The following is a 24,969-nucleotide window of genomic DNA, read 5'->3' as shown; positions in this document are numbered from 1 at the left end:
GTCATGGGACCGATTTTTTCCGTGAGCTATCCCGCAAAATGGATCGGATGAGCACCTGGATCCGCCCGATCGACCGTGGCTGGGTAGTCCGCGACACCGTCCCGGGGCCCGACGTCGACGAGTTCGCCGACCCGGACCGGGTGGCCGCCGCGCTCGCCGGGGCCCACGGCGACAGCCTGCTGGCGGTGCAGCATCCGGCGAGGACCCCGGCCGCGCTGGCGGGCGGGCTCTCGATCGAGGCCGCGTTGCCGCAGGCCAGGGCGACGTTCGAGCGGATCCGGGAGCGGCATTACCGCCCGGTCTCCGCCGTGGTCGCGCCGTATCGCATCGACGGGCCGGACGGGGTCGCGCTGGGCGTGCTCTGCCTGGTCGACCCGGCCGCGGTCCGGGACGACGGCGTGACCAGGGTCCGGCACACCGAGGACGTCTATCCGGACGTCGTCGCGGAACGGGCCGCGATGCTCGCCGGGCTCGGTGTCGCGACGAGCGCGGCGATGCTGGTCCCCGCGACCGGCGGTCGCGGGCTGACCGCGCTGATCGAACGGATCTGCCGGGGCCGGGTGCCCAGCCTGTCCACAGTGGACGGCGCGGGCCGCAAGCACGAACTGTGGCTCACCGGTCCCGGTGAAGACCAGGACCGGCTGCTGGCGACCCTGGACGGCCTGGACCTCCTGGTCGCGGACGGCAACCACCGGGTCGCGGCCGCCGCCGCTTCGGGGCGCGGCGCGCTGCTGGCGCTGGTCACCGGCGGGCCGGGGCTGCGGATCGGGCCCATCCACCGGGTGCTCGCCGGCACCGGATTCGACGCGGACACCCTGATCCGGCGCTGGACGGAGGCGGGATACGACGTCCACCCCGGTCCGGCGGCGCCGCCGTCCGAGGCGGGCGAGGTGACCGTGGTGGCGGGGACGTCGGCTTTCCGCGTGTCGCTCGGCAAGGCGGGCGGAGACCACGCGGTGGTCGAGCAGGAGCTGCTCCGCGCGGCGCTCGGCGTCGATCCGGAAGGGCCGAACGTGCGTCCGCTGCTGCCCGGCGTGCCGGTGCCCGACGACGCGGACGCGGTGCTGCTGCTGGCCCCGGTCCCGTACGCGGAGGTGCTCGCCGTGCACGCGGCCGGGTCGCGGATGCCGAGGAAGGCCACCTATTTCACGCCGAAACCGCGCAGCGGGCTCCTGCTTGCCGAGCTCTGACGTCGCGCTTTTGTCAGTGGCGCGGCTTAGGATCGCCTCGTGGAACTGCCCGTGATGCCGCCCGTCAAGCCGATGCTGGCCAAGGCCGTGCACGAACTGCCGCGCACGCCGGGGCTGCTGTACGAGCCGAAGTGGGACGGCTTCCGCTGCGTGGTCTTCCGCGACGGCGACGAGGTCGTGCTGGGCTCGCGCAACGACAGGCCGCTGACGAGGTACTTCCCCGAGCTGGTCGAGCTGCTCAAGGACGCGCTGCCCGAGCGCTGCGTCGTCGACGGCGAGATCGTGCTGGTCACCGAGGGAGGGCTCGATTTCGAGGCGCTCCAGCTGCGCCTGCATCCGGCGGCGTCCCGCGTGAACAAACTCGCCGAGGAGACACCGGCCAGTTTCGTCGTGTTCGACCTGCTCGCCCTTCACGAGCGGGATCTCACGCCGGAACCGTTCGCGGAGCGGCGGAAACTGCTCGAAAGCGTGGTCGACACGAAGTTCGCCCGGGTGCACCTCACCCCTCTGTCCGAAGATCCCGACGTCGCACAGGACTGGTTCACCCGCTTCGAGGGCGCGGGCTTCGACGGAGTGATGGCCAAACCCGCCGACGCGCCGTACGAACAGGACAAGCGGGTGATGTGGAAGGTCAAGCATCAGCGCACCGCGGACTGCGTCGTCGCCGGATTCCGGTGGCACAAGGACGGGGCCGGGGTCGGGTCGCTGCTGCTCGGGCTCTACAACGACGAAGGCGTCCTGCACCATGTGGGCGTGGCCAGCAGTTTCACCGCCGCGAGGCGCCGTGAGCTGGTGGACGAGCTCGCGCCGCTGCGGGAGAACGCGCTGGAGAATCATCCCTGGCGCGAGTGGGCCGAAGCCCACGAGGAGGCCGGCGGGCGGATGCCGGGCGCGGGCAGCCGGTGGGCGCCGAAGAAGGACCTGAGCTGGGAGCCGGTGCGTATCGAATGGGTCGCCGAGGTCCGCTACGAACACGTCGAGGGCACCCGGTTCCGTCATGGCGGGAGGCTCGTGCGCTTCCGCCCCGACCGTGACCCGGCCTCCTGCACGTACGCGCAGCTCGAAGAGGTCCCGCCCGCCGAGCTGGTCACCATGTTCACCGAGCTGGGGGAAACATGAAAGCGGAGCCGGTCACGCTGGACCTCGACGGCGTCGAGTTCACGGTGTCCAATCCGGGCAAGGTCTACTTCCCGGAGCACGGCGAGACCAAATTGGACCTCGTCGAGTACTACCGCGCGGTCTCGGTCCCGCTGCTGGCGCAACTCGGCGACCGGCCCCTGCTGCTGGAACGCTATCCCGACGGGGCCGGCGGGAAGTCGTGGTTCCAGAAGCGGGTCCCGAAGAACGCGCCCGGCTGGCTGACCACGACCGTGGTGTCCACTCCGAACGGCACCACTTCGGACGCGCTCGTGGCGAAGGACCTCGCGCACGTCGTCTGGGCGGTCAATCAGGGCTGCCTCGGTTTCCACGTCTGGCCGAACCGGGCCGACGCGCCGGACATCAGCGACCAGCTGCGTGTCGACCTCGACCCGTCACCGGGGATCGGGTTCCCCGAGTTGCGGCACGGTGCCATCCTCACGAAGGCGTTGCTCGACGAGCTGGGCATCACCGCGCAGCTGAAGACCTCGGGCTCGCGCGGCCTGCATCTTTATGTGCCACTGGAACCGAGGTGGGACGCCTACGAGGTCCGCGCGGCCGCCGTCGCGCTCGCCCGCGAGCTCGAACGCCGCCACCCGGAGGAGATGACGGCGCAGTGGTGGAAGGAAGAACGCGGCTCCCGCGTGTTCGTCGACTTCAACCAGAACGCGCCGCACAAGACGGTGTTCGGCGCGTGGTGCGTGCGGCCGCGGGTCGGCGGGCAGGTGTCGACGCCGATCGGCTGGGACGAACTGGAGACCGTCGAGCCGGACAAGCTCACCCTGTCCACTGTGCCCGCTCGTCTCGCCGAACGCGGAGACCCTTGGGCGGCAACGGAACCGCAGTCGATCGAGCCGCTGCTGGAAATGTCCAGGAAGGACATGGCGAACGGGCTGATGGACGCGCCTTGGCCGCCCGTCTACCCGAAGATGCCGAACGAGCCGCCCCGGGTGGCGCCGAGCCGGGCGAAGAAAGAAGGCGTTTAGTCCTCTGAACGCGGTCCTTGCGCGCGCAATTACCGCATTCAGAGGACTAAACGCGGTTCAGAGCGGCAGGTCGAAGGCGAGTTGCGTGTTCACGGCGGCGGGTTCGGCCTTGCGGGCGGACCGGTGGCCGGGCAGGGTCGCGGCGCACCGCGGGCACGGGGCGACGTCGGTGGTGGTGAGATCCACCGGCGTCCACAGCCGGGATTCCTTGTCCCCGCAGGCGGAACGCCGGTACCGGAGGTCTTCGGAGCGGGTCATCAGGTGCGCGGCGGGGGAGTCCTCCGGCAGCGCGCCGACCAGGTACCAGCGTCCGGCGGTGTTCGTCATGGAACTGTCCTCCCGATACAGGTGGTCCAGCTCGAGATTCCTTCCGGAAACCAGTGTCAAGCAGACGCGCCGCGATTCGCGGTATTTCGGCCTTCGGCGTGTCTCGCAAGGCGTAACTCGCGTGCTTGGCGGCGACACTCGCGTGTTTGGAGGCGTAACTCGCCATCAGGACGAGTATCGCTTTCGATCACGTGAGATACGCGTCCAAGCACGCGAGTGTCGTCTCTGATCACGGGAGATACGGGCCCGGACACGCGAGATCGGCTGGTGAGCGGGGCGAGCGTGTCAGTCCTGAATGAACCGCAGGACGCGCAGCATGGCGCGTTCGTCGACGACGCCGGGATCGTCCGCGACACAGTCTTCGAGGCGCGCGGTGACGGCGTCGGTGTCGATCCCCGAACCGATCAGCACCAGTTCGCTCCGGCGCGGCTGGCCGGACGGCCACGCCGACCGGTCCAGCTGGATGAACGAGCCCACCGTGTGCAGGCCGAACCGGGACCGCGGGCCGTTCGGGCCGAAGTCGAGGAACCCCTTGATCCGGTAGAGCCCGCCGGGGCGCTGTTCGAGGAAGTCCATCAGCCGTCGAGGGTCCAGCGGGCGTTCGGTGGTGAAGGCGACGCTGTCGTACGCGGTGTGGAAGTGGTGCTCGTGGTCGTGCTCCTCCTCGCGGAGGTCGTCGAACGACATCTGGCCCGCCCGTTCACGCGGCCGGGCGTCGAAGAACAGGGTGGGATCGATCCGGCCGTGGGAGGTCTCGATCACCGGCGTGCCGGGCGCGATCTCGTCGATCGTGCCGCGCAGTTTGGCCAGGGTGTCCTCGTCGGTCCGGTCGGTCTTGTTGAGCACGACGAGGTCGGCGAACCCGAGGTGCTCGTCCAGTTCCGGATGCCGCTTCCTGGTCGACTCGAACTCGGCGGTGTCGACGAGCTCGACCAGTCCGCCGTAGGCGATGGCGGGGTTCTCGCTGGCGATCATCAGGCGGATGAGGTCACGCGGTTCGGCGAGTCCGCTGGCTTCGATCACGATGACGTCGATCCCGGCCTCGGCCTCGGAGAGCTTCGCGAGCATGGCGTCGAGGCCGCTCGCGTCGACGGCGCAGCACAGGCAGCCGTTGCCGAACGACATCATGGTATCGACCTGGCCGGAGACGGCCATCGCGTCGACCGCGATGCTGCCGAAGTCGTTGACCACGACCCCGATCCGCGCACCCTGCCGGTTCGCCAGCAGGTGGTTGAGCAGGGTGGTCTTGCCGGAGCCGAGGAAGCCCGCGACCAGGATGACCGGAATCCGCCTGTCGACCACGATTTTCCTTTCGCCTCGGAGCTCCCCGCACTCTAGCGGCGGCGGAAGCGGGTCAATACACCGGCACGGGGAAAGAGCAGAAGGGGTGAGGCGTGAATACGCTCGAAAGAGTGATTAATGACGATCATAAAGTGATCTTGGCCGCGTTTGATCATTTCGTTCGGGGAAACTCGGTGAATATCCCGCGAAGTCTTACTCAATTCCAAATATTGTCGTCGGCAAGCTTTCTACCTGCCGAAATGTCAGCCTGGTCGAAGCTTCTGCCATTTGGTGGATAGTGGCCCCGTTTCTGTGGGGTATCGTCTTTTGCCTGGTCCGGACCTGGCCATCCCGTCGATCAGACGGGATCCTCCGGGCATTTCCGAGTGCAGGAGGAATGGTGATCGTTCCCGCCGCCGGTGCCGGCGTCGAATTCGGAGAGTGGGAAGCCGAGGTGGCGACGGCGTCCATGCGGGTGACGGATATCCCTCGCTTGCCTCCGGAGGTGCGGCCGCGGGAACGGAGCGTGGACCTGGCGGAGGCCGAGGACTTCCTCCGGCTCTTCCACGCCGAAACGGACGGTGGGCAGGCGCGGCTGGACGCGCGGCTCGACCGGGTGCGTGCCGAGATCGACGCGACCGGTACCTACCGGCACACGGCCGCCGAGCTCGAGTTCGGCGCCAGGGTGGCCTGGCGGAACTCCGCCCGGTGCATCGGCAGGCTGTACTGGCAGGGGTTGAAGGTGCGGGACCGCCGTGACGTCGTCGGCGCCGCCGCCGTCGCCGACGAGTGCGTCGCCCATCTGCGGGAGGCGACCCGGGGTGGCCGGATCCGCTCGACCATCACCGTGTTCGCGCCGGACGGCCCGGCGGGGCCCGGCCCGAAGATCCACAACGATCAGCTCGTCCGGTACGCGGGCTATCGGCTCGGCGACGGCTCGGTACTGGGCGATCCGCGCCACGCCGACTTCACCGAGACCGTCCGGGAGCACGGCTGGCGTCCGCCCGAACGGAAAGGCTCCTTCGACGTCCTCCCGCTCCTCGTCGAATCCGAGCCGGGGGAGCGGCGCTTGTTCCGGCTGCCGCCGGACGCCGTGCTGGAAGTCCCGTTGTCGCATCCCGACCACCGCTGGTTCGCCGGGCTCGGCCTGCGCTGGCACGCGGTACCGGCGATCAGCAACATGCGGCTGGTCATCGGCGGCCTCACCTACCCCGCGGCACCGTTCAACGGCTGGTACCTCGCCACCGAGGTCGGCGCGCGCAACCTCGCCGACGCCGACCGCTACGACCTGCTGCCGGTGATCGCCGATCTGATGGGCCTGTCGACGAAGTCCGAGCGCACCCTGTGGCGCGACCGCGCGCTGGTGGAACTGACGCTGGCCGTGCAGCACTCCTTCGACGCGGCGGGCGTGACCGTCGCCGACCACCACACCGAATCGCGGCGGTTCCTCACGCATATCGCCAAGGAAGAGCGCGCGGGACGCCGGTGCCGGGCCGAGTGGAGCTGGATCGTCCCTCCGCTGTCCGGCGGGCAGACCGCCGTGTTCCACCGCTACTACGACGAACCCGACCCGGCCGCGAGGCCGGCCTTCCTGCCTCCCGGGTAGCGCTCCGACGGGTGAAGAGGTGAGCCGAATGCGGCGTGTCGATGGACTGAACGGTGGCACGGGTTGCGACCGCGCGGACAATGGGGACATGACCGCAGTGCTCGTCGTCCACGCCGGGAGATCCGGTGGGACAAGGGAGATCGCCGAGGTGATCGCCGCCGAGCTGCGGGAAGGCGGTCTGACGGCCGACCTGCTGGACGCGGCCGAGGTCGAGGACGTCGAGCCGTACGGCGCGGTGATCGTGGGAAGCGCGCTGTACCACCGGCGCTGGCGCCCGGAGGCGGTCCGCCTGCTCGCCGAGCACGAGGAGGCGCTTCGGAACCGCCCCGTCTGGCTGTTCCATAGCGGGCCTTGCGGGCCGCTCGCCGCGGGCAAACGGGTGAGCCTGCCCGCCGGAGTCGCCCTGCTGGCCGCGAGGATCGACGCCGAACGCACGGCCACTTTCGGCGGAAAGCTCACTCCGGAGACCGCGAGCGGCCTGTTCTGGAAGATCATGGCGGCGGGCCCGTGGGCGGGCGATTTCCGCGACTGGCCGTCGATCCGGGCATGGGCCCGCGATGTCGGCCGCCGCGTGCGCATCCGAGTCACCCTCTGAGGGCCTGGTTTCGTCGGTGCGCTGTCGTAGGGTGGCTCCATGGACAAGAAAGAGTTCACCGCGAAGCTGCTCAAGAGCCCGGAGAAGGGCGGCTGGACGTACGTGATCATGCCCGGCTCCGCCGAGTTCTTCGGCACCAGAGGGCTGGTGAAGGTGCGCGGGACGATCGACGGGCATCCGTTCCGGAGCTCGTTCATGGCGCTGGGGGACGGCACCCACAAGCTGCCGGTGAAGGCCGACGTGCGCAAGGCGATCGGCAAAGAGGAGGGTGACACCGTCGACATCGTCCTGCTCGAACGGCTCGAGGGCTGAGTTGGCCACCGCATGGAAGCCGTCCCCGGTCATCAAGATCTACGAGGCGCTCGGCGCGGTGGCCGACGGACGGGTCGAGATCGACGGTGACACGGCGCGCGTCACGTCGTCGGACAAGGCCAAGACCTACGACGTCCGCCACGATCCGGCCGCGGGATCGATCACGGCCAACGACAACGGGTCCTACTGGCAGGGGTACCTCGGCTACCCGGGTATCGCGTACCTGATGGAGCGCGGCGTGCTCGCCTACGACTGCGGCCTCGCCGCCGGGCTGGCCGGTGTGCCGTGGAAGGAACTCGCCACCCGGTACCGCAACGACTGGGCGAAGGTGGAGAAGCACGTTCGCGAAGACCTGTCCGAGAAGGGGGTGGATCTGGACCGGTTCGACGCCGGGCTCGCGGAGATCTCGAGCCGGCTGGAGGAATTGGCGCTCACCAAGCTTTCCCCGCGGCTGCGCCCGCCGAAGTGATCGAGGTGTTCTTCACTTGACCTTGAGTTAAGTAGAGGTCTTAGCGTGAGCCGGGTCAAGATCCCCGGGCACGTGAGGAGAACACCCCGATGGCTGTTTCGCTGGAACGGCGGGCGAACCCGGCCCCGCCGCCGGACAGGATTCCGGCCGAGACCTGGCGGATGGCCTGGGTGATCGTGCTCGGCGCGTTCATGACCATGCTGGACACCACGGTCCTCGCGGTCGGGGCCGAGACGCTCACCCGTGAACTCGGCGCCGGAATCGCCTCCGTGCAATGGGTTTTCACCGCGTACCTGGTCGCGCTGGCGGTCGCGCTGCCGTTGTGCGGCTGGCTCAGCCGCCGCTTCGGCGCGGGCCGGGTCTGGCTGGTGTCGCTGGCGGCGTTCACCGTGGCTTCGGTGCTGTGCGCGCTCGCCGGGAACGTCGGCTGGCTGATCGGGCTGCGGGTGCTGCAGGGGCTCGCCGCCGGTCTGCTCCTGCCCGCCGGGCAAACGGTGCTCGGTCAGGCGGTCGGCCCCACCCGGCTCGGCCGCGTCATGGGGACGCTGGGCATCGTGATGAGCGTCGGCCCGGCCTTCGGCCCGGTTCTCGGTGGGCTGCTGTTGCGCGGTCTTTCCTGGGAATGGCTGTTCCTGATCAACATCCCGGTCGGCGTGATCGCGCTGGTGCTCGGGCTGCGCTTGGTGCCTCGCGGCGCGAAGGGAGCGGCGACCCGGCCCGACTGGCTCGGCTTCGTCCTGGTGAGCGCGGGAATCCCGGCGCTGCTGTACGGGCTCACCACCTGGGGCGAGGGTGGCGAGGAGTTCGGCGCGGGGGTGCTGGCGCCGCTCGTGGCGGGGGTCGTGCTGCTGGCGTTGTTCGTCCGGCGGTCGTGGGGCCGGGAGAACCCGGTCTTGGACCTGACGTTGTTCTCCAGCCGCGTCTACACCGCCGCGGCCGCGTTGTCCTTCTTCGCCGCGCCCGCGTTGTTCGGCGCGCTTTTCCTGCTGCCGCTGTACTTCCAGGTGCTGGGCGGGAGCGGGGTCGTCGAGACGGGGCTGCTGCTGATGGGGCTCGGGGTCGGTTCGGCGATCGCGTTGCCGATCTCCGGCAAGCTCACCGACCGCTACGGCGCGGGCCTCGTCGCCGCCTGGGGGAGTGTCGCGACGCTCGCCACCACCGTCCCCTTCGCCATCGGCGGCTTCCCGCCGGACGGTGCCGTCGTGCAGATCCTGTTGCTGGCCAGGGGAATCGCCGTGGCCTTCCTGCTGATGCCCGCGACGACGGCCGGGTACGCCGCGGTCACCAAGGACCAGTTGCCCGACGCCGCCGCGCAGATCAACATCGTCAGCCGGGTCGGCGGGGCCGCCGGGACCGCCCTGTTCGCCGTCGTACTGGCGAACCTGTTGCCCGCGGGAGCGGATTCGGCGTTCCAAGCGACGTTCTGGTGGCTCACCGCCGCGGCCGCCGTCGCCGCGGTGCTGGGCGCGAGGCTCTGGTGGGTGACGCGCCGCGCGTGACCTCGTGAGTGGTAAGGACGGTTAGAACCGTCCTTACCACTCACGAGACGTAGTGCTCAGCCGCAGTGTTCGGACGGGCTGTCGTACTTGATCCCGCCCGCGGAACCGCCCCACTTCACGCATTTGCCCGCCGCGGCCGCCCGCACCGGACCGGCGAACCACGAGAACGAGCCGGAGTCGGTGATCCGGGACGACCCTGACACTTCGAGGTAGGCCGACGTCGCGGTCGCGGTGCCCGCGGCTTCGCTCTTCATCGTGCTGACACAGTTCTGACCGTTGGAAGCGTTGTAGGACAGGTAAACCGTGCCCGCCGTCCCGAGGGGCGCCGAGTCGATCACGCCGTATCCGCCGCCGCACACCGGGGCGCCGAGGGTCGTCTCGGTGACGGTCGAGAAGCGGATGGTCTCGTTGGCGTTGCCCGCCGGCCCGGCTTCGTACAGCACGCCGACCGAGCCCGACGAAAGCTGGACCATGTCGGAGTACGCGGCGTCACCGCTCCACACCAGGGTTCCGGCGGAGTTGCCCTGCCAGTTCGCGCCCTCGTCGAACGACGAGCGCACGACGAGTTCCTTGCGGCGGTCGCAGACCGACGGCGCGGCGAACAGGATCCGGTTGTACTTGCCCGCCTTGTCGGTCGCGGTCATCCGCGCGGTCGAGGCCTGCACCACCGGCGTGATCAGGTCCTCCTCGAAGGTGAACTTGGTGGAGAAGCTCGCCCCGCCGTCGGAACTGATGGCGTAGGCACGGTTCTTCGCGCCCCCGCTGAGGCATTTGTCGTCGTTGTTCGCCTGGTTGCGCGCCGCTGCGTAGACCCGCCCGTCGAGCAGCTCGGTGACGCTGATCTCCTGCGGGTTGAGCCCGGCCGTCGACGCCGGGGTGTCGGTGGCGCCACGCTTCCACGTGACACCCTGGTCGTCGCTGTAGATCAGCGCGCCGCTGTTCTTGCCGTCGACGGTGTAGCTCATCCCGGCGACGATCCGGCCGGCGTGCGCGCCGCGCGTCAGCACGATGCCGTGTGACGGGCCGGTCGCGAGCCAGCCCGGCGCCGTGCTGAACCCGAGCTGCGTGGTGAGCACCTTCGGCGCGGTCCAGGTCTTGCCGTGGTCGTCGCTGATCGAGACGCGCGGAATCCGGTTGCAGTCGGGGTTCTTGACGCATTCCATCACCGACAGCAGCACGATCCGCCCGGTGGAGGGGATCACGATCGGCGTCGGGTTTCCTTTGGTGTCACCGAAACCTTCGATGACGATCTTCGGGGCGCTCCAGGTCTTGCCGTTGTCGGCGGAGCGTTTCACGACGAGGTCGATGTCGCCGCTGTCGTTGCAGAAGCTGGCGCCGCCGTTGCGGCCTTCGGCGAACGCGAGCAGCTCGCCGTTGTTCGCCTTGACGATCGCGGGGATTCTGAAACAGTCGTAACCTTCTGTTTTCTGTTTGTACACCACCGTGTTCCCGACGGCGGCGGTCGCGGCGAATGAGGTGACCGGGAAGGCGCCGACCGCCGCGATGGCGACGAGGGCCGCGAACAGGCCCTGTGCGACGCGAGAGATCTTCAAGGGATTGCTCCGTCCTGGATGGTTTCCGGGTGACGGGGCATCAGCGTCCTTCTCGGTCGTACAAGGCGCGTACAACCGGTCTCGCGTTCTGTGTCAGGTGACGCAGAACGACGGTGCTTTTCCTGTCAAGCTCGATCCCGCCGACACGGGGCGAGATCGAGAGGGGGAGGGCGATGAAGGTGTTCGATCCGGAGGGGCGCGAATGGGCGGTCGATCGCCGGTTCGCCCCGTGGCGCCGGTGGGTCCAGCCGTTCGCTGGACTCGCCGGCGGTTACCGGCACTACAAGCTCACCCCGGACTGGGGGCTCTACCTCGACGACGAGCCCAAGGCCCGGGACGAGGCCGAAGACGACGGACCTCTGGACAAGGTGGCGACGGGTGTTTTCGGGCTGCTGGTCTTCTTGGAAGCACTCGTTCATATACCGGTGTACTTGCTGCTGGGGCTCTTCCTGCTGCCGTTCCTGGTGCTGGAATTGCTGTGCCAGGGTGTCGCGGGGCTCGTCGCCATGGGCGTGCGGAGGTTCCGGAGGGCGCCGGTCCGCGTCGACGTCCTCGCCTGGCACAAGGAGCAGAGTGGTCTGGCCTCGCTGACGATTCTCAAGGTCCATGAAGGCCTGGCGGGGCCGCTGATCATCGAACTGCGCGCCTTGGTGCGCGACCGCGTGATGTTCGACCCCGGCGACCCGGCCGTGCACGAAACGCTCACCCGGTTCGGGGCTCGGGTGGAACGCCATCGGACCCTGCTTCGCCGGAGAGCCGTGCGCCGATGAGGACGCTGGTTCAGTGGTCGTCGGGCGCCAGCTGCCTGAGGTCGTTCAGGCTCCGGACGACCAGCCTTTGGCGGCCGGTGCTGAGCAGCCCGTCGGCGCGCAAGGTCCGCAGGGTCCGCGCGACGGCTTCGCGCGACGCGGACGCGAGCCCGGCGAGGTCGCGTTGGTTGATCTTCAGGGCGATCAGGGTGCCTTCGGCGACGGGTACGCCGTAGCGCTCGGCGAGGTCGACGAGGATGGCGGCGATGCGTTCGGCGGCGGTGCTGTCCCCGAATTCGGTGCGGCGCGAGTTGGCGTAGCGCAGGCGGGAGGTGATGATCCGGAGCAGGACCACCGAGATGCCGGGTTGTTCGCGGAGCACGGAGTTGAAGGCCCGCGAAGACAGCCACAGCCCGGTGACCGGCTCGACGGCGATCGCCGTCGCCGAGCGCAGGCTGCCGTCCATCGACGCCATCTCGCCGATGATGTCGCCCGGATCGCGGACGGCCAGCACGGCGTCGTAGCCGCCGGTGGACACCGACGTGATCTTGACCCGCCCGGTCATCAGGATCAGCACCCAGTCCGAGCGGTCACCCTCGCGGATGATCACCGTGCCCGCCGGGTACTGGCGCAGTTCGGCCTCGGCCCGCAGCGCCTTGCGCTGGCCGTCGTCGAGCAGCTCCCAGAGCCTGCCGGGTGGATCGTGCGGCTCCGCCGCCGGCTGAGTCATGCCTTCTCGTCGCCTCCGTGCGCGATCGTACGAGATGTCAGCCGGGGATCTCCTGGTACGCCTGGGAAAGGCGCTGGACGCCTTCGCGCAGCTGCGCGCCTGTCGCGGCGCTGACGTAGCTCAGGCGCAGATACGGGCCCGGCGCCTCGGCCGCGAAGTACATCCTGCCGGGGGTGACCGCTACTCCCGCGCGGAAAGCGGCGCTGGTCAGCGCTACTTCGTCGACGAAACCGGGGAGCGGCTGCCACAGGTGGTAGCCCCCGGTCGGGACCGGCACGGCTTGCCAGGACGGCAGGAACTCCCGCAGCGCCGAGACGGCCACGTCGCGACGTTCCCGCAGCGAGGCCGCGAGCGTCCGCAGGTGACGTGACCAAGCCGGAGAGCTCACCAGTTCGAGCGCGGTTTCCTGCAGCGGCCGCGGCACGAAGAAGCTCTCGACGGCGTGGAGGCCGCGCAGCCGTTCCAGTGCCGGGCCGCGGGCAGCCAGCGCGCTGATCCGCAGGCTCGGCGACGCCGGTTTCGTGAGCGAGCGGATGTGCACCACGACGCCGTCGGGGTCGTCGGCCACCAGCGGCGGCGGGGGAGCCGGGCTGCCGGGATGCGCCATCAGGCGGGCGAAATCGTCCTCGATCACGAAGGCGCCCGCGTCACGGGCGATCCGCAGCACCTCGGCGCGGCGTTCGGCGCACAGCACCGCGCCGGTCGGGTTCTGGAACGCGGGCTGGCAGACGAACAGCCGGGCTCCGGTGTCGCGGAAGGCGTCCGCGAGCAGTTCGGGCCGGACGCCGTCCCGGTCGATCGGCACCGGGACCGGCCGCAGCCCGGACGCCCGCGCGATGGCCAGCATCCCCGGATACGTCGGGGATTCCACCAGCACCGGCGCGCCGGGGGCGCCGAGCGCGCGCAACGCCGTGGTCAGCGCGCTCTGCCCGCCCGAGGTGACCAGCACGTTCTCGACGTTCACCGGGCTGCCGATGTCGCGGGCGAACCAGGCCCGCAGTTCGGGCAGGCCGCAGATCGGCGGCCGCGTCCACGCGCCGGGACGGCGGCCGGCACGGGCCGACGCCGCCGCGAGTTCGCGTTCCGGCTGGAGGCTCGGATGCGTGTAGCCGCCGTTGAGGTCGATGACGCCCGAGGGCGGATCGCTCAGCGCGGTGAGCACGCCGCTCGCGTCGATCGCGCGGGTGCCGGACTGGGAGCTCAGCGCCACCTCCTGCCACGACACGTCGCCGGACACCGCCGCTTCACGAGGCGGCGGCGCGCGGAAGACGCCGGCACCGGGGCGGGTGATCACCAGTCCTTCGGCGGCCAGCGCGGCGATGGCGCGCGACACCGTCACCGGGCTCACCTTCAGCTCCCGGACCAGCTCCCGGCTCGACGGGAGCTTTCCATCAATCGGATAGCGCTCCAAAGTGGACCGCAGCTGTATGACCAGGCTGGTGACGCTGCTACCATCGGACATGAGACTGGATGATAGCGCTATCGCGGACCGGGCAGTAGCGGTCCGCTCCGGGACCGCGCTGGCGGCGCTGGGTGTCCTCGCCTTCTCGTTCACGTTCCCCGCCACCGTGTGGGCGCTCAAGGGCTTCGACCCGTGGACCGCCACCGGGCTGCGCAGCGTCCTGGCCGCGCTGGTCGCCGGCACCTGTCTCCGGGTCTTCCGGGTCCCGTTGCCGAGGCGCGACCAATGGCGGGGCCTGGCGGTGGTCTCCCTCGGCTGTGTCCTCGCCTTCCCGATCCTGACCACGCTCGCGCTCAAGACGTCGTCGACGGCGCATTCCGCGGTGGTGATCGGGCTGCTGCCGCTGGCCACCGCCGTCATCTCCTCGAAGCTGACCGGGAACCGGCCGCCCCGCCGGTTCTGGCTCGCCGCCGCGGTCGGCGCGAGCGCGGTCGTGGTGTTCACCGTCGCCCAGAGCGGCGGCGGACTGTCCACAGCGGACCTGTTCCTGTTCGGCGCGCTCGTGCTGTGCGCGTTCGGGTACGCCGAGGGCGGCAGGCTGGCCAGGGAGATGGCGGGCTGGCACGTGATCGCCTGGGCGCTGGTGATGGCCCTGCCGGTCACCGGGGCGTTCGCCGTCTTCGGGCTCGCGACCGAGCCGCTGCACGTCACCGGCGAGGGGATCGCCGGCCTGCTGTACGTCGCGCTCATCTCGCAGTTCGGCGGGTTCTTCGCCTGGTACCGGGGAATGGCCGAGATCGGTGTCGCGCGGGCGAGCCAGCTGCAGCTCGCCCAGCCGCTGCTGACGCTGGTCTGGGCGGTCCTGCTGCTCGGCGAGCATCTCCCGGCCGCCGCGCCGGTGACCGCGCTGATCGTCGTCGCCTGCATCGTGGTGACCCAGCGGTCCCGTACCTAGACCCCGTGGGCTGAAGGGGCCCATCGCCGCATGCGACGCGGTGAAGGACGCTTTCGTCGCATGGCATGCGGGGAAAGTCCCCTTCAGCCCCTCGAACAAGATCGACGTCGCGAATCCGCCAGACCGCGGTGCCCGCGCGGTGATGGGCTGGAGCACATGACCGCTTCGACCCTCGACACCTCCGCACGGACCCCGCTGAAGGGATGGCTCGCCGTCCTCGCGGTGACGCTGGGGATCTTCTCCCTCGTCACCACGGAGATCCTGCCGATCGGCCTCCTGACCCCGATCGGCGAGGATTTCCGGATCACGCCGGGGACGGCGGGCCTGACCATGACCCTGCCGGGTTTCCTCGCCGCGCTCGCGGCCCCGGCGGTCACCGTCGCCGCCGGACGGCTCGACCGCCGGATCCTGCTGTGCGCGTTGATGGTGGTGCTGGCCCTGTCCGACGTCCTCGCGGCGACGGCGAACGCCTATTGGGCCGTGCTGGTCTCGCGAGTCCTGGTCGGGCTGGTGATCGGCGCCTTCTGGGCGATCGGTTCCGGGCTCGCCGCCCGGCTCATCGGCCCGGAACGCGCGGGCACGGCGACCGCAGTGATCTTCTCCGCCGTGCCGCTCGGCTCCGTGCTGGGGGTGCCCGCGGGGACCTTCCTCGGTGAACTCTTCGGCTGGCGGGCGGCGTTCGCCGTGATGGCGGTGTTCACGGCCGGAGTCCTCGCCGCGCTGGCGTGGGCGTTGCCCCCGCTGCCGTCGGCGGGTGCGACCCGGCTCGGCGTCCTGCGCGAGATGACCCGTCAGCGCGCGACCCGGCTCGGCCTGCTCGTCACGGTGCTGGTCGTGCTCGCCCACTTCGGGACCTACACCTACGTCACGCCGCTGCTGCGCCAGGTGACGCAGGTGAGCCCGGAGCTGATCACCGTCTTCCTGTTCGTCTACGGCACCGCCGGGATCGCCGGCAACTTCGCCGCGGGCGCGGCGATCGCGCGCGACCTCCGGCTGACCTTCCTCACCGCTGCCGGACTGATCGGCGTGGTGACCTGCGCGTTGCCGTTCCTCGGCGGCTCGAAACCGGGCGCGCTCGCGCTGCTGGTGCTCTGGGGTTTCGCCTATGGTGCCGTCCCGGTCTGTTCGGGAACGTGGTTCGCGAGGGCGGCTCCGCAAGCGCCCGAGGCGGCGTCGGTGCTGTTCACCTCGTCGTTCCAGGCGACCCTTTCGGCGGGAGCACTGCTCGGGGGTCTGGTCGTCGACGCGGTCTCCGTCCCGGCGGTGATGGTCACCGGCGGCGTGGTCGCGCTGCTCGCGGTGGCGGTCCTCAGCCGAGCACGGTCAGCGTGACCAGCGCGGTGGTCCCGACCAGCAGGGTGGAGAGCAGACCGAGCAGCAGGGCGCGGCCGCCGGTGCGGACGAGCGTGCCGATCCGGACCGCGCAGCCGAGCCCGAACAGCGCTCCGGCCAGCAGCAGCGTGCAGGCGATCTTGGCGACGTCGAGCGCGAGCCCCGGCAGGATCCCGGTGCTGCGCAGGGCGGCCATCGCCAGGAAACCGACGACGAACAGCGGCACCAGCGGCGGCCGCTTGCCGTCGATGGGGCGCTTCCGTTCGTGCACGCCGACCGCGGCGACCATCGGGGCGAGCAGGACCACCCGGCTGAGCTTGATCACGATCGCCACCGCGATGGCGGCGCTGCCCGCGGGCGTGGCCGCGGCGACGACCTGCGCGACCTCGTGCACGCTGAGCCCGGCCCACTCGCCGATCCTGGCCGCGTCGAGCCGCAGCCAGCCGCCGATCAGCGGGACCGCCGCGATGGCGAGCCCGCCGTAGAAGGTGACCAGCGCGACCGCGGTCGCGACGTCGGAGTCCTCGCGTTTCACCACGCCTTCCATGGCGGCGATCGCGGACGCGCCACAGATCGAGAACCCGGTCGCGACCAGCATCGCCAGGCCGCGAGGCACGCCGAGGAGCCTGCCGAGGCCGATGGTGCCGAGGAACGTGATGCCGACCGTGAGCACGACGGCGAGCAGGGTCCCGGGGCCCAGCGCGAGGACGGCCGGGAGAGAGAGCTGCAGGCCGAGCAGCACGACACCGGCGCGAAGCAGCTTCTTGGTGATCCCGGCGATGGCCTTCCGGGTCTCCTCCGAGACCGACGACAGCGAGCCGGTGAGGATGCCGAGCACGACGGCGACGGTGAGCGCGCTGACGACCGGGAAAGCGGTGCCGACCAGGTACGCGGCGGCCACTCCGGCGCCGGTGACGGCCAGGGCCGTGAGGTAGGGCTTCGTCGGTCTCGCGTGCGTGGTGCTCATGATTCGAGCTTCGCCCGGCACAGGTGGCCTCGGTAGCCGGGAATACCGGGGGTAGGTCATACACTTGGGCTATGACCACACCCGATCTGGACTCCCTGCGCCTGCTGGTGCTCGTGGACGAGCTCGGCAGTATCGGGCAGGCCGCGGCCAGCCTCGGGATCGCGCAGCCGTCGGCGAGCAAACGACTGTCCACAGTCGAGCGACGGCTGGGTCTGGTGCTGGTCGACCGTACGCGGCGCGGCTCCGCGCTCACCCCCGACGGCCGGGTCATCGCGGGCTGGGCGCACCGCGTGCTGTCCGAACTCGACGGTCTGCTCGACGGCGCCGAAGCCCTGCGCACCCAGCACGAGGCGCATCTGCGCGTCGCCGCGAGCATGACCTTGGCCGAGTATCTGGTGCCGGGCTGGATCGGCGAACTCAAACGCGGCGACCCCGGGCTATATCTCGGGCTGGAGGTCACCAACTCCGACCAGGCCGCCGAAATGGCGCGAGAGGGCAAGGTCGATCTCGGGTTCGTCGAGTCGCCCGGTTCGCTGCCCGGGCTCTCGTCCCGGCGGGTGGCCACCGACCGCCTCGTCCTCGTCGTGCCCGCGAGTCATCCGTGGGCGCGCAAACGCCGTCCGCTGACCGCGGCCGAGCTGGCGATCACGCCGCTCGTGGTCCGCGAACTCGGTTCCGGGACCAGGGAGACGGTCGACGCCGCCCTGCGCAAGGCCGGGGTCGGCCCGGCGAAACCGTTGCTGGAACTGGGCTCCGCCTCCGCTGTCCGCAACGCCGTGATCGCGGGCGCCGGACCGGCGGTGATCAGCGAGCTCGCCATCGCCCGTGACGTCGCCGACCGGCGGCTCGTCGCGGTCGCGGTGGACGGCGTCGACTTCGGCCGGGAGCTGCGCGCGGTGTGGCCCGCCGGGCGGCGGCTCGCCGGTCCGGCCGCGGAACTGCTGAGCATCGCGGTCCGGAATGCGAAATCCCGCTGAATCCCTTCATGTTTTTCGCGCGTGATACCGAATCCCCGGGCGGCGTGATACCGACGATAGGGCGAATCGGAGTCGATTTCCCGAAATGGGTACGGACCACTAATTCCAGTGGTCCGATGAAAGCGGAATGGTGAACTCCGGGTAACAGGCCGGATGGCGTATCGGCCGTTGGGACACCTGGTCGTTGCCGGTTCTTTCCTGTGGGAGCACGGAAAAACGATGTCCCGTGTGTATCCGGAACGCTAAATTCTCGCGACGGACTTCGCGTTTCGCAGGTCGGCGTACCGCCATCCGGTTCCTGTGACCGGAAACCCTACTGTCGAGTATTGACGTGAAGCCTCGCCTGCGTTTAAGTACGCCCGGTAACCAAGTCACTCTTCCGTGTGCCGGAGGCTTCCCGTGGGTAAGTCGATTCGTGGCGCCGATGCCTCACCGTCGACCGGGACGGCGGATCTGCTCATCGCGGTGCACCCCTTCGGTGTGCCGTCCGCGCGGTTCGCCGCCGCGGCGACGCGGGCGGGCGCGCTCGGTGTCCTGGACCTGACCAGCGGAAACCGGGCGGCCCGCGAAGAACTCGACCTGGCCGGGGACTGGCTCGCGACCGGCTTCGGTGTCCGCGTCGCGGGGTCGGCCGACCTTCCTGCCGCGGTGCACACGGTGCTGCTCGCCGCCGATGCGCGAAAGTCCACTGTGGACTTCGCGGGACGGCGCGTGCTCGCGGAGGTCACGAGCCGGGACGAAGCCGTGCGAGCGGTCGCCGCCGGAGCGGACGGGCTCGTCGCCCGTGGCCACGAGGCGGGCGGCAGGATCGGCGAACTCGGCACGTTCGTGTTCCTGCAGCAGTTGCTGGCCGATCCGGCGATCGGCGTCCCGGTCTGGGCGTACGGCGGGATCGGCGCGCACACCGCGGCCGCCGCGGTGGCCGGAGGTGCCGCCGGTGTCGTCCTCGACACGGCGTTCGCGCTGCTCCCCGAAGCGGAGCTCCCGTCGGACGTCACGAGGGCGCTGGAAGGCCTCGACGGTTCCGAGACCATTGTGGACGGCGGTGTCCGACGGCTCCGCCGCCTGCCGGTGGAAGCCGGGCAGGACGCCTTCCTGCCCGAGCGGTTCCGCGACCGCTGGGGAACCCTCCCCGCCGCGATCCACGGCGTTCGCGCGTCGATCGCCGAGGGGCTCACCGCTTCCGGCGGCCCGTTGCCGCTCGCGCAGGGCCCGATGACCCGGGTCAGCGACCGGCCCGAATTCGCACGGGCCGTCGCCGCCGGGGGAGCGCTGCCGTTCCTGGCCCTGGCGTTGTCCGGGCCTGAGCAGACCCGCGAGATGCTCGAAGCGACCAAGACCGCGCTGGGTGACGCGCCCTGGGGCGTGGGGGTGCTCGGGTTCGCGGCCGAGGACGTCCGTGCCGCGCAGCTCGAGGTGATCCGGGAGATCCGGCCGAGCCACGCGATCATCGCCGGTGGCCGTCCGGCACAGGCGAAGGCGCTGGAAGAGGACGGCATCTCGACGTTCCTGCACGTCCCGTCGCCGGGATTGCTGCGCCAGTTCCTCGAAGCGGGCGCGCGCAAGTTCGTCTTCGAAGGCTCCGAATGCGGTGGGCACGTCGGGCCGCGGGCGAGTTTTCCCTTGTGGGAAGCCCAGATCGACGTGCTCCGCGACTACGCGGCCGAGGTCGAGGTGTACTTCGCCGGTGGGGTCCACGACGAGCGATCGGCCGCGATGGTCACCGCCGCCGCGGCACCGCTGACCCGGCTCGGCGCGACGGCCGGCCTGGTGATGGGCACCGCGTATCTGTTCACCGAGGAGGCCGTCCGCGCGGGCGCCGTCCTGCCGTTGTTCCAGCGCCAGGTCGTCGAAGCCACGCGCACCGACCTGCTGGAGACCGCGCCGGGACACGCGACACGATGCGTACGTTCGGCGTTCACCACCGAATACGCGGAACTCAAACGGGCACTGAAGGACCAGGCGGTGCCGGACCGTGAGGCCTGGGAGCGGCTGGAGAAGCTCAACGTCGGACGGCTTCGCCTGGCGAGCAAGGGAATCGAGCGAGTCGGGGACACGCTCGGCCCGGTCGCCGAAGACCGGCAGCTCGCCGAGGGCATGTTCATGGCGGGCGACGTCGCCGTGCTGCGGTCCGAGGTCACGACGATCGCCCGGTTGCACGAGGCCGTCGGGCCGGGAGCCCAGGCGTTTCTCGCCGCCCGCGCCGCCGAGCTGCTGGACGGCGTGGACGACGAGCCCGTGCCGGAACCGCTCGACATCGCCATCGTCGGGATGGCCGGTGTCTTCCCGCAGGCCGGGGATCTCGCCGCGTTCTGGGCGAACATCCTGTCCGGAGCGGATTCCGTCACCGAGGTCCCGGCCCGGCGCTGGGATCCGGCGCTCTACTACGCGCCCGACGGCGACGGCGAGAAGACGCCGTCGCGCTGGGGCGGTTTCCTGCCGGAGATCCCGTTCGACCCGCTCGACCACGGCATCCCGCCCGCGTCGCTCGCGAGTATCGAACCCGTGCAGCTGCTGGCGCTGGAGGTGTCGCGGCGGGCGCTCGCCGACGCCGGATACGCCGAACGCGCCTTCGACCGGTCCCGCACGTCGGTGGTCTTCGGCGCGGAAGCCGGGAGCGATCTGTCCAACGCGATGACCCTGCGGACCGTGCTCCCGTCCTACCTCGGCGAACTCCCGGCCGACCTCGACCGCCAGCTGCCGCGCCTGACCGAGGACTCGTTCCCCGGGGTGCTCGCCAACGTCATCGCGGGCCGGGTCGCGAACCGGCTCGACCTCGGCGGCGCGAACTACACGGTCGACGCGGCGTGCGCGTCGTCGCTGACCGCCGTCGACGTCGCCTGCAAGGAGCTCGTCACCGGTACCAGCGACCTCGTCCTGTGCGGCGGCGCCGACCTGCACAACGGCATCAACGACTACCTGCTGTTCTCTTCGGTGCACGCGCTCTCGCCGTCCGGCCGCTCGGCCACCTTCGACAGCGACGCCGACGGGATCGCGCTGGGCGAGGGCGTCGCGTGCGTCGTCCTGAAGCGGCTGGCGGACGCCGAACGCGACGGCGATCGCGTCTACGCCGTCATCAAGGGCGTCGGCAGCGCCAGCGACGGGCGGGCGCTCGGGCTCACCGCGCCCCGGCCGGAGGGGCAGTACAACGCGCTCACCAGGGCGTACCGCAACGCCGGGATCTCTCCGTCGCGAGCCGGGCTCGTCGAAGCGCACGGCACCGGCACCGTCGTCGGCGACCGCACCGAACTCGCCACCCTGACCAAGGTGTTCGCCGAAGCGGGCGCCGAACCCGGCCGGTGCGCGCTCGGTTCGGTGAAATCCCAGATCGGGCACACGAAATGCGCCGCCGGGCTGGCCGGGTTGATCAAGGCGAGCCTCGCGCTGCACACCGGCGTCAAACCGCCGACGCTGCATCTGGAGAAGCCGAATCCGGCGTGGGACCCGGAGACCAGCCCGTTCGCGTTCCACACCGAGGCCCGGCCGTGGGCCGACTCCGAACGCGTCGCCGGGGTGAGCGCCTTCGGGTTCGGCGGCACGAACTTCCACGTCGTCCTCACCTCGCACGAAGGCGCCGTCCCGCCCGCGAAGACTCTCGACGAATGGCCTGCCGAGCTGTTCCTGTTCGCGGGTGACAAGGACGCCCAGGATCTCCTGGCCGCCACGGGACAGGGCTGGCGGCTGCGGGATCTGGCGTTCGCCGCGTCCCGCCGGGCGGAAAGCCGGGGCGGCCGGACGAGGTTCGCCATCCTGGCGTCCACAGTGGACGGATTGGCCTCGTCGCTGCGCCGGGCCATCGCGGGGGAGCGGGACGAGAAGACGGGGATCTTCGGCGGCGGCGACGGGCCGGTGGGCGAGATCGCGTTCCTCTTTCCCGGGCAGGGCAGCCAGCGGCCGGGGATGTTCGCGGAGCTGTTCGTCGCCTTTCCCGAGCTGCGGCGCTACCTCGCGCGCGGCGGGAGCACCGTCGACGTCCTGTTCCCGCCCGCCGTGTTCGACGAGGCCGGGCGTGAAGCGCAGCGTGACGGGCTGACCGACACCCGGGCCGCGCAGCCCGCGCTCGGGATCGTGGGGCTCGCCGCGCACCATCTGCTGGGCATGGCCGGGGTCCGGCCTTCGATGGTGGCGGGACACAGCTACGGCGAACTGGTCGCGCTGACCGCCGCCGGTGCGTTGAGTTCGGCTTCCCTGCTGGAGCTCAGCCGGGCACGGGCGGCGGCGATCCTCGGCGCGACCGGCGCCGGCGACCCGGGGACGATGGCGGCCGTCGCCGCGAACGCCACGGACGTCACCGAGGTGCTCGCCGCCGAGGGCCTGACCGGGAGCGTCGTCACCGCGAACCGGAATTCACCGGAACAGACGGTGATCTCGGGACCGACCGCCGCCGTCGGCGTGGCGGTGGACCGGCTGCGGGCCCGAGGGGTCGGGGCGAAGCCGCTCTCGGTCGCGTGCGCGTTCCACAGCCCGATGGTCGCCCCGGCGGAGACGGAGTTCGCCCGCGTGCTCGGCACCGTCACGGTCACGGAACCGGAGATCCCGGTGTGGGCGAACCGGATCGCCGCACCCTACCCGGCCGCGCCGGACGGGATCCGCGCCGAACTGGCCGCGCAGATCGGCGCGCCGGTGCGGTTCGCCGACCAGATCGAGGCCATGTACGAGGCGGGCGCCCGGACCTTCGTCGAAGCGGGCCCAGGCTCGGTCCTCACCAGGCTCGTCGCCGCCGTGCTCGACGGCCGTCCACATCGGACGGTCACCCTCGAAGGCGGCCGCCGTACCGGGATCCCCGGTTTCCTCGCCGCGTTGGCGAGGCTGGCGGTCGCCGGTGCGGACGTCCGCACCGGCCGGCTGTTCACCGGCCGCACCTGCACGGACGCGTTGTCCGCGCGGCCACCGAAGAAGGCGGGCTGGACCGTCGACGGACACCTCGTCCGCACCGCCGACGGTGAGATCCCCGCCACCGCCCTGCACCCACCCCAGCGAATCCCCACGGAGGCGATCGTGACTTCCCGGCCCGGCACCGACGGCGGTGAGGCGCTCATCTCGGAGTTCCTCCGCACCAGCCGCGAGATGATCGCCGCGCAACGGGACGTCCTGCTCGGCTACCTCGGTACCGATCCCGGTGTCCGGCCGCCCGCACCCCTCAGCCTTCCCGAGCCGGTACCCGTACCCGTCTCCGCCCCCGCTCCAGCGCCCGAACGCTCGATCTTCGGCACCGTCGTCGAGGTGATCGGCGAGCGGACCGGCTATCCGGTGGACATGATCGAGCCGGATCTGGACCTCGAAGCGGATCTGAGCGTCGACTCGATCAAACGTGCCGAGATCGCCGGGGAACTGGCGACCCGGCTGGGCCTGACCGGCGGCGATCCCGAAGTCCTCGCCAAGGCCCGCACGGCGGCGGAACTCGCCGACCTGCTCGGTGGCGCCCCTGCCGGTGACCAGCCCGCCGACGAGAGCGACGCCGTCGTGGTGGCGCCGAAGCGCTATCTCATGCGGGAATTCGATCTCGCCGCCCCGAACCCCACCGACGAAGAACTCGCCGGGCTCCGCTTCGCCGTCGTCGGGGAAGGCCAGGTCGCGGAGATGCTCACCGCCCGCCTCTCCGGGTATGGCGCCGAAGTCGAACTGGTCCAGGGCGTGCCGGAGCACGGCGCGGACGGCGTGTTCCACCTGTCACCGTCCTTCCCCGACGATTTCCCGCTGTACCAAGCGGTCCTGGCGGGCGGACCGCGCTGGCTCATCGCGAACGGCCCCGCCGACGGTGCCCGCGGCTTCTTCCGGACGGTGGCCAAGGAATACCCGGACACGGTCGCCCGCGTGGTGGAGCAGCATCCCGAATCCACTGTGGACGAACAAGTGGAGACCCTGCTCGCCGAGCTGTCCGCCGGGGACTGGGAGCCGGTCGTCGTCCGCCGCGGCGGCGCGCGGCGAGGGCTGCGGATGACCGAGGAAGGCCTCGGCCTGCTCGGCAGCACGGGCGCCGGCCCGGCCGGTGACGGGACGGCCGAGGCCGAAGCGCTCGGCCTGGACCGGGATTCGGTCGTCCTCCTGGTCGGCGGGGCGAAGGGCATCACCGCCCGGCTGGCCACCACGCTGGCCTCGGCGTCGCGGTGCCGCATCGAACTGTTCGGCCGAACCGCCGTGCCCATCGACGGCGAGGAGCCGGAGATCGCGACCGCGACGACGACGGAAGAGCTGCGCGCCGCCCTGATCGGGAGCGGGCTGTCCAAACCGGCCGAGATCGAGCGGACCATCCGGCTCATCGAGTCCGAACGCGAGGTCCGCGGGACGCTGCGGCGGATCGGCGACCTCGGCAGCCCGGTGCGGTACCACTCGGTGGACATGCTCGACGCGGAGGCCGTGCACCGCGCGGTCAAGGAGATCCACGCCGAACACGGCAGGCTCGACGGCATCGTCTACGCGGCGGGCGTCATCGAGGACAAGCTGATCGCGGAGAAGGACCCGGCGTCGTTCGACCGGGTCTTCGCCACCAAGGTCGAAGGGGCGAGCACCCTGCTCGCGGCGGCCGGTGAACTGCCGGAGGCGCCGAAGTTCGCCGTCCTGTTCGGCAGCGTCGCCGCGACACTGGGAAACCGCGGCCAGGCCGACTACGCGGCCGCGAACGACGCGCTGGAGGCGCTCGGGCACCGGTGGTCCACTGTGTACGGACGTCGCGGGCTCACCGTCCATTGGGGACCGTGGGCGCCCACCGGGGTGAACAACGGGATGGTCACCCCGGAACTGATGCGGGACTACGCCCGGCGCGGGATCGAGCTGATCGACCCCGAGGAAGGCACCTTGAGCCTGCTGCGTGAACTGGCGTGGGGCGACGAGGGACTGACGGCCGTCACCTACACCGCGTCGGGGTGGTGACCGGTGGCCGAAACGCCCCCGATCGCGATCGT

At 70.7% G+C, this 24,969-nt stretch carries 19 protein-coding genes; 13 read left to right on the top strand and 6 right to left on the bottom strand.

Annotation, left to right across the window (positions count from 1 at the left end; all coding sequences use genetic code 11):
- Positions 1-38 precede the first annotated feature (38 nt).
- The 3 genes from MJQ72_RS02010 to ligD are packed head-to-tail and all read left to right on the top strand — an operon-like array spanning position 39 to position 3,313.
- Complete coding sequence (locus MJQ72_RS02010; protein ID WP_240597285.1) at positions 39-1,190, top strand: DUF1015 family protein; 1,152 nt, start codon at positions 39-41, stop codon at positions 1,188-1,190.
- A gap of 39 nt (positions 1,191-1,229) precedes the next feature.
- Positions 1,230-2,309, top strand: coding sequence for an ATP-dependent DNA ligase (locus tag MJQ72_RS02005; protein ID WP_240597284.1), 1,080 nt, complete (start codon positions 1,230-1,232; stop codon positions 2,307-2,309).
- Complete coding sequence (gene ligD / locus MJQ72_RS02000) at positions 2,306-3,313, top strand: non-homologous end-joining DNA ligase (RefSeq protein ID WP_240597283.1); 1,008 nt, start codon at positions 2,306-2,308, stop codon at positions 3,311-3,313. Before MJQ72_RS02005 ends, ligD begins: the two co-directional genes overlap by 4 nt.
- Positions 3,314-3,370: 57 nt before the next feature.
- Here ligD and MJQ72_RS01995 read toward each other — a convergent pair whose 3' ends face one another.
- Both MJQ72_RS01995 and MJQ72_RS01990 read right to left on the bottom strand, forming a co-directional pair.
- Positions 3,371-3,640 (bottom strand): hypothetical protein, encoded by a 270-nt coding sequence (locus MJQ72_RS01995; protein WP_240597282.1) that lies wholly within the window; start codon positions 3,638-3,640, stop codon positions 3,371-3,373.
- Between the two features lie 285 nt (positions 3,641-3,925).
- Positions 3,926-4,942, bottom strand: coding sequence for a GTP-binding protein (locus MJQ72_RS01990; protein WP_240597281.1), 1,017 nt, complete (start codon positions 4,940-4,942; stop codon positions 3,926-3,928).
- A 376-nt stretch (positions 4,943-5,318) separates the two neighbouring features.
- Here MJQ72_RS01990 and MJQ72_RS01985 point away from each other — a divergent pair, with 376 nt between their 5' ends.
- The 5 genes from MJQ72_RS01985 to MJQ72_RS01965 all read left to right on the top strand — a co-directional run bounded on the left by MJQ72_RS01985 (position 5,319) and on the right by MJQ72_RS01965 (position 9,402).
- Positions 5,319-6,527 (top strand): nitric oxide synthase oxygenase, encoded by a 1,209-nt coding sequence (locus MJQ72_RS01985; RefSeq protein WP_240597280.1) that lies wholly within the window; start codon positions 5,319-5,321, stop codon positions 6,525-6,527.
- 88 nt (positions 6,528-6,615) lie between these two features.
- A complete protein-coding gene (locus tag MJQ72_RS01980) occupies positions 6,616-7,122 on the top strand; it encodes a flavodoxin domain-containing protein (protein WP_240597279.1) in 507 nt (168 codons plus the stop codon).
- 39 nt (positions 7,123-7,161) lie between these two features.
- Positions 7,162-7,434 (top strand): DUF1905 domain-containing protein, encoded by a 273-nt coding sequence (locus MJQ72_RS01975; RefSeq protein ID WP_240597278.1) that lies wholly within the window; start codon positions 7,162-7,164, stop codon positions 7,432-7,434.
- 1 nt (position 7,435) lies between these two features.
- Positions 7,436-7,903: a hypothetical protein gene (locus MJQ72_RS01970; protein WP_240597277.1), complete on the top strand. Its 468-nt coding sequence runs from the start codon at positions 7,436-7,438 to the stop codon at positions 7,901-7,903.
- An 89-nt stretch (positions 7,904-7,992) separates the two neighbouring features.
- Complete coding sequence (locus MJQ72_RS01965; protein WP_240597276.1) at positions 7,993-9,402, top strand: DHA2 family efflux MFS transporter permease subunit; 1,410 nt, start codon at positions 7,993-7,995, stop codon at positions 9,400-9,402.
- A 56-nt stretch (positions 9,403-9,458) separates the two neighbouring features.
- Here the strand turns inward: MJQ72_RS01965 and MJQ72_RS01960 are convergent, their stop codons facing one another.
- Positions 9,459-10,955 (bottom strand): exo-alpha-sialidase, encoded by a 1,497-nt coding sequence (locus MJQ72_RS01960; RefSeq protein ID WP_240597275.1) that lies wholly within the window; start codon positions 10,953-10,955, stop codon positions 9,459-9,461.
- A gap of 173 nt (positions 10,956-11,128) precedes the next feature.
- Between MJQ72_RS01960 and MJQ72_RS01955 the strand changes: the two genes are divergently transcribed.
- Positions 11,129-11,725, top strand: a complete 597-nt coding sequence (locus MJQ72_RS01955) for a hypothetical protein (RefSeq protein WP_240597274.1) — start codon at positions 11,129-11,131, stop codon at positions 11,723-11,725.
- Between the two features lie 10 nt (positions 11,726-11,735).
- Here MJQ72_RS01955 and MJQ72_RS01950 read toward each other — a convergent pair whose 3' ends face one another.
- Both MJQ72_RS01950 and MJQ72_RS01945 read right to left on the bottom strand, forming a co-directional pair.
- Positions 11,736-12,434: a Crp/Fnr family transcriptional regulator gene (locus MJQ72_RS01950; protein WP_240597273.1), complete on the bottom strand. Its 699-nt coding sequence runs from the start codon at positions 12,432-12,434 to the stop codon at positions 11,736-11,738.
- 37 nt (positions 12,435-12,471) lie between these two features.
- Complete coding sequence (locus MJQ72_RS01945) at positions 12,472-13,896, bottom strand: PLP-dependent aminotransferase family protein (RefSeq protein WP_240597272.1); 1,425 nt, start codon at positions 13,894-13,896, stop codon at positions 12,472-12,474.
- Between MJQ72_RS01945 and MJQ72_RS01940 the strand changes: the two genes are divergently transcribed.
- Together MJQ72_RS01940 and MJQ72_RS01935 are read left to right on the top strand one after the other, a co-directional pair.
- Complete coding sequence (locus MJQ72_RS01940) at positions 13,895-14,791, top strand: DMT family transporter (RefSeq protein WP_240597271.1); 897 nt, start codon at positions 13,895-13,897, stop codon at positions 14,789-14,791. The genes MJQ72_RS01945 and MJQ72_RS01940 overlap by 2 nt on opposite strands.
- A 156-nt stretch (positions 14,792-14,947) precedes the next feature.
- Positions 14,948-16,123 carry an MFS transporter gene (locus MJQ72_RS01935; RefSeq protein WP_240597270.1) on the top strand — a complete coding sequence of 392 codons (1,176 nt, stop codon included), beginning with the start codon at positions 14,948-14,950 and terminating at the stop codon, positions 16,121-16,123.
- Here the strand turns inward: MJQ72_RS01935 and MJQ72_RS01930 are convergent.
- Positions 16,101-17,090 (bottom strand): YeiH family protein, encoded by a 990-nt coding sequence (locus MJQ72_RS01930; protein WP_240597269.1) that lies wholly within the window; start codon positions 17,088-17,090, stop codon positions 16,101-16,103. The two genes, MJQ72_RS01935 and MJQ72_RS01930, sit on opposite strands and share 23 nt — an antisense overlap.
- A 71-nt stretch (positions 17,091-17,161) precedes the next feature.
- Here MJQ72_RS01930 and MJQ72_RS01925 point away from each other — a divergent pair, with 71 nt between their 5' ends.
- Together MJQ72_RS01925 and MJQ72_RS01920 are read left to right on the top strand one after the other, a co-directional pair.
- Complete coding sequence (locus MJQ72_RS01925; protein WP_240597268.1) at positions 17,162-18,067, top strand: LysR family transcriptional regulator; 906 nt, start codon at positions 17,162-17,164, stop codon at positions 18,065-18,067.
- A 399-nt stretch (positions 18,068-18,466) separates the two neighbouring features.
- Complete coding sequence (locus tag MJQ72_RS01920) at positions 18,467-24,937, top strand: type I polyketide synthase (protein ID WP_240597267.1); 6,471 nt, start codon at positions 18,467-18,469, stop codon at positions 24,935-24,937.
- Positions 24,938-24,969: the final 32 nt, after the last annotated feature.

Source organism: Amycolatopsis sp. EV170708-02-1, from assembly GCF_022479115.1.
Classification (GTDB): Bacteria; Actinomycetota; Actinomycetes; order Mycobacteriales; family Pseudonocardiaceae; genus Amycolatopsis.
The sequence above is the reverse complement of the archived record's forward strand: the minus strand, read 5'-3'. Positions and strand labels throughout refer to the sequence as shown.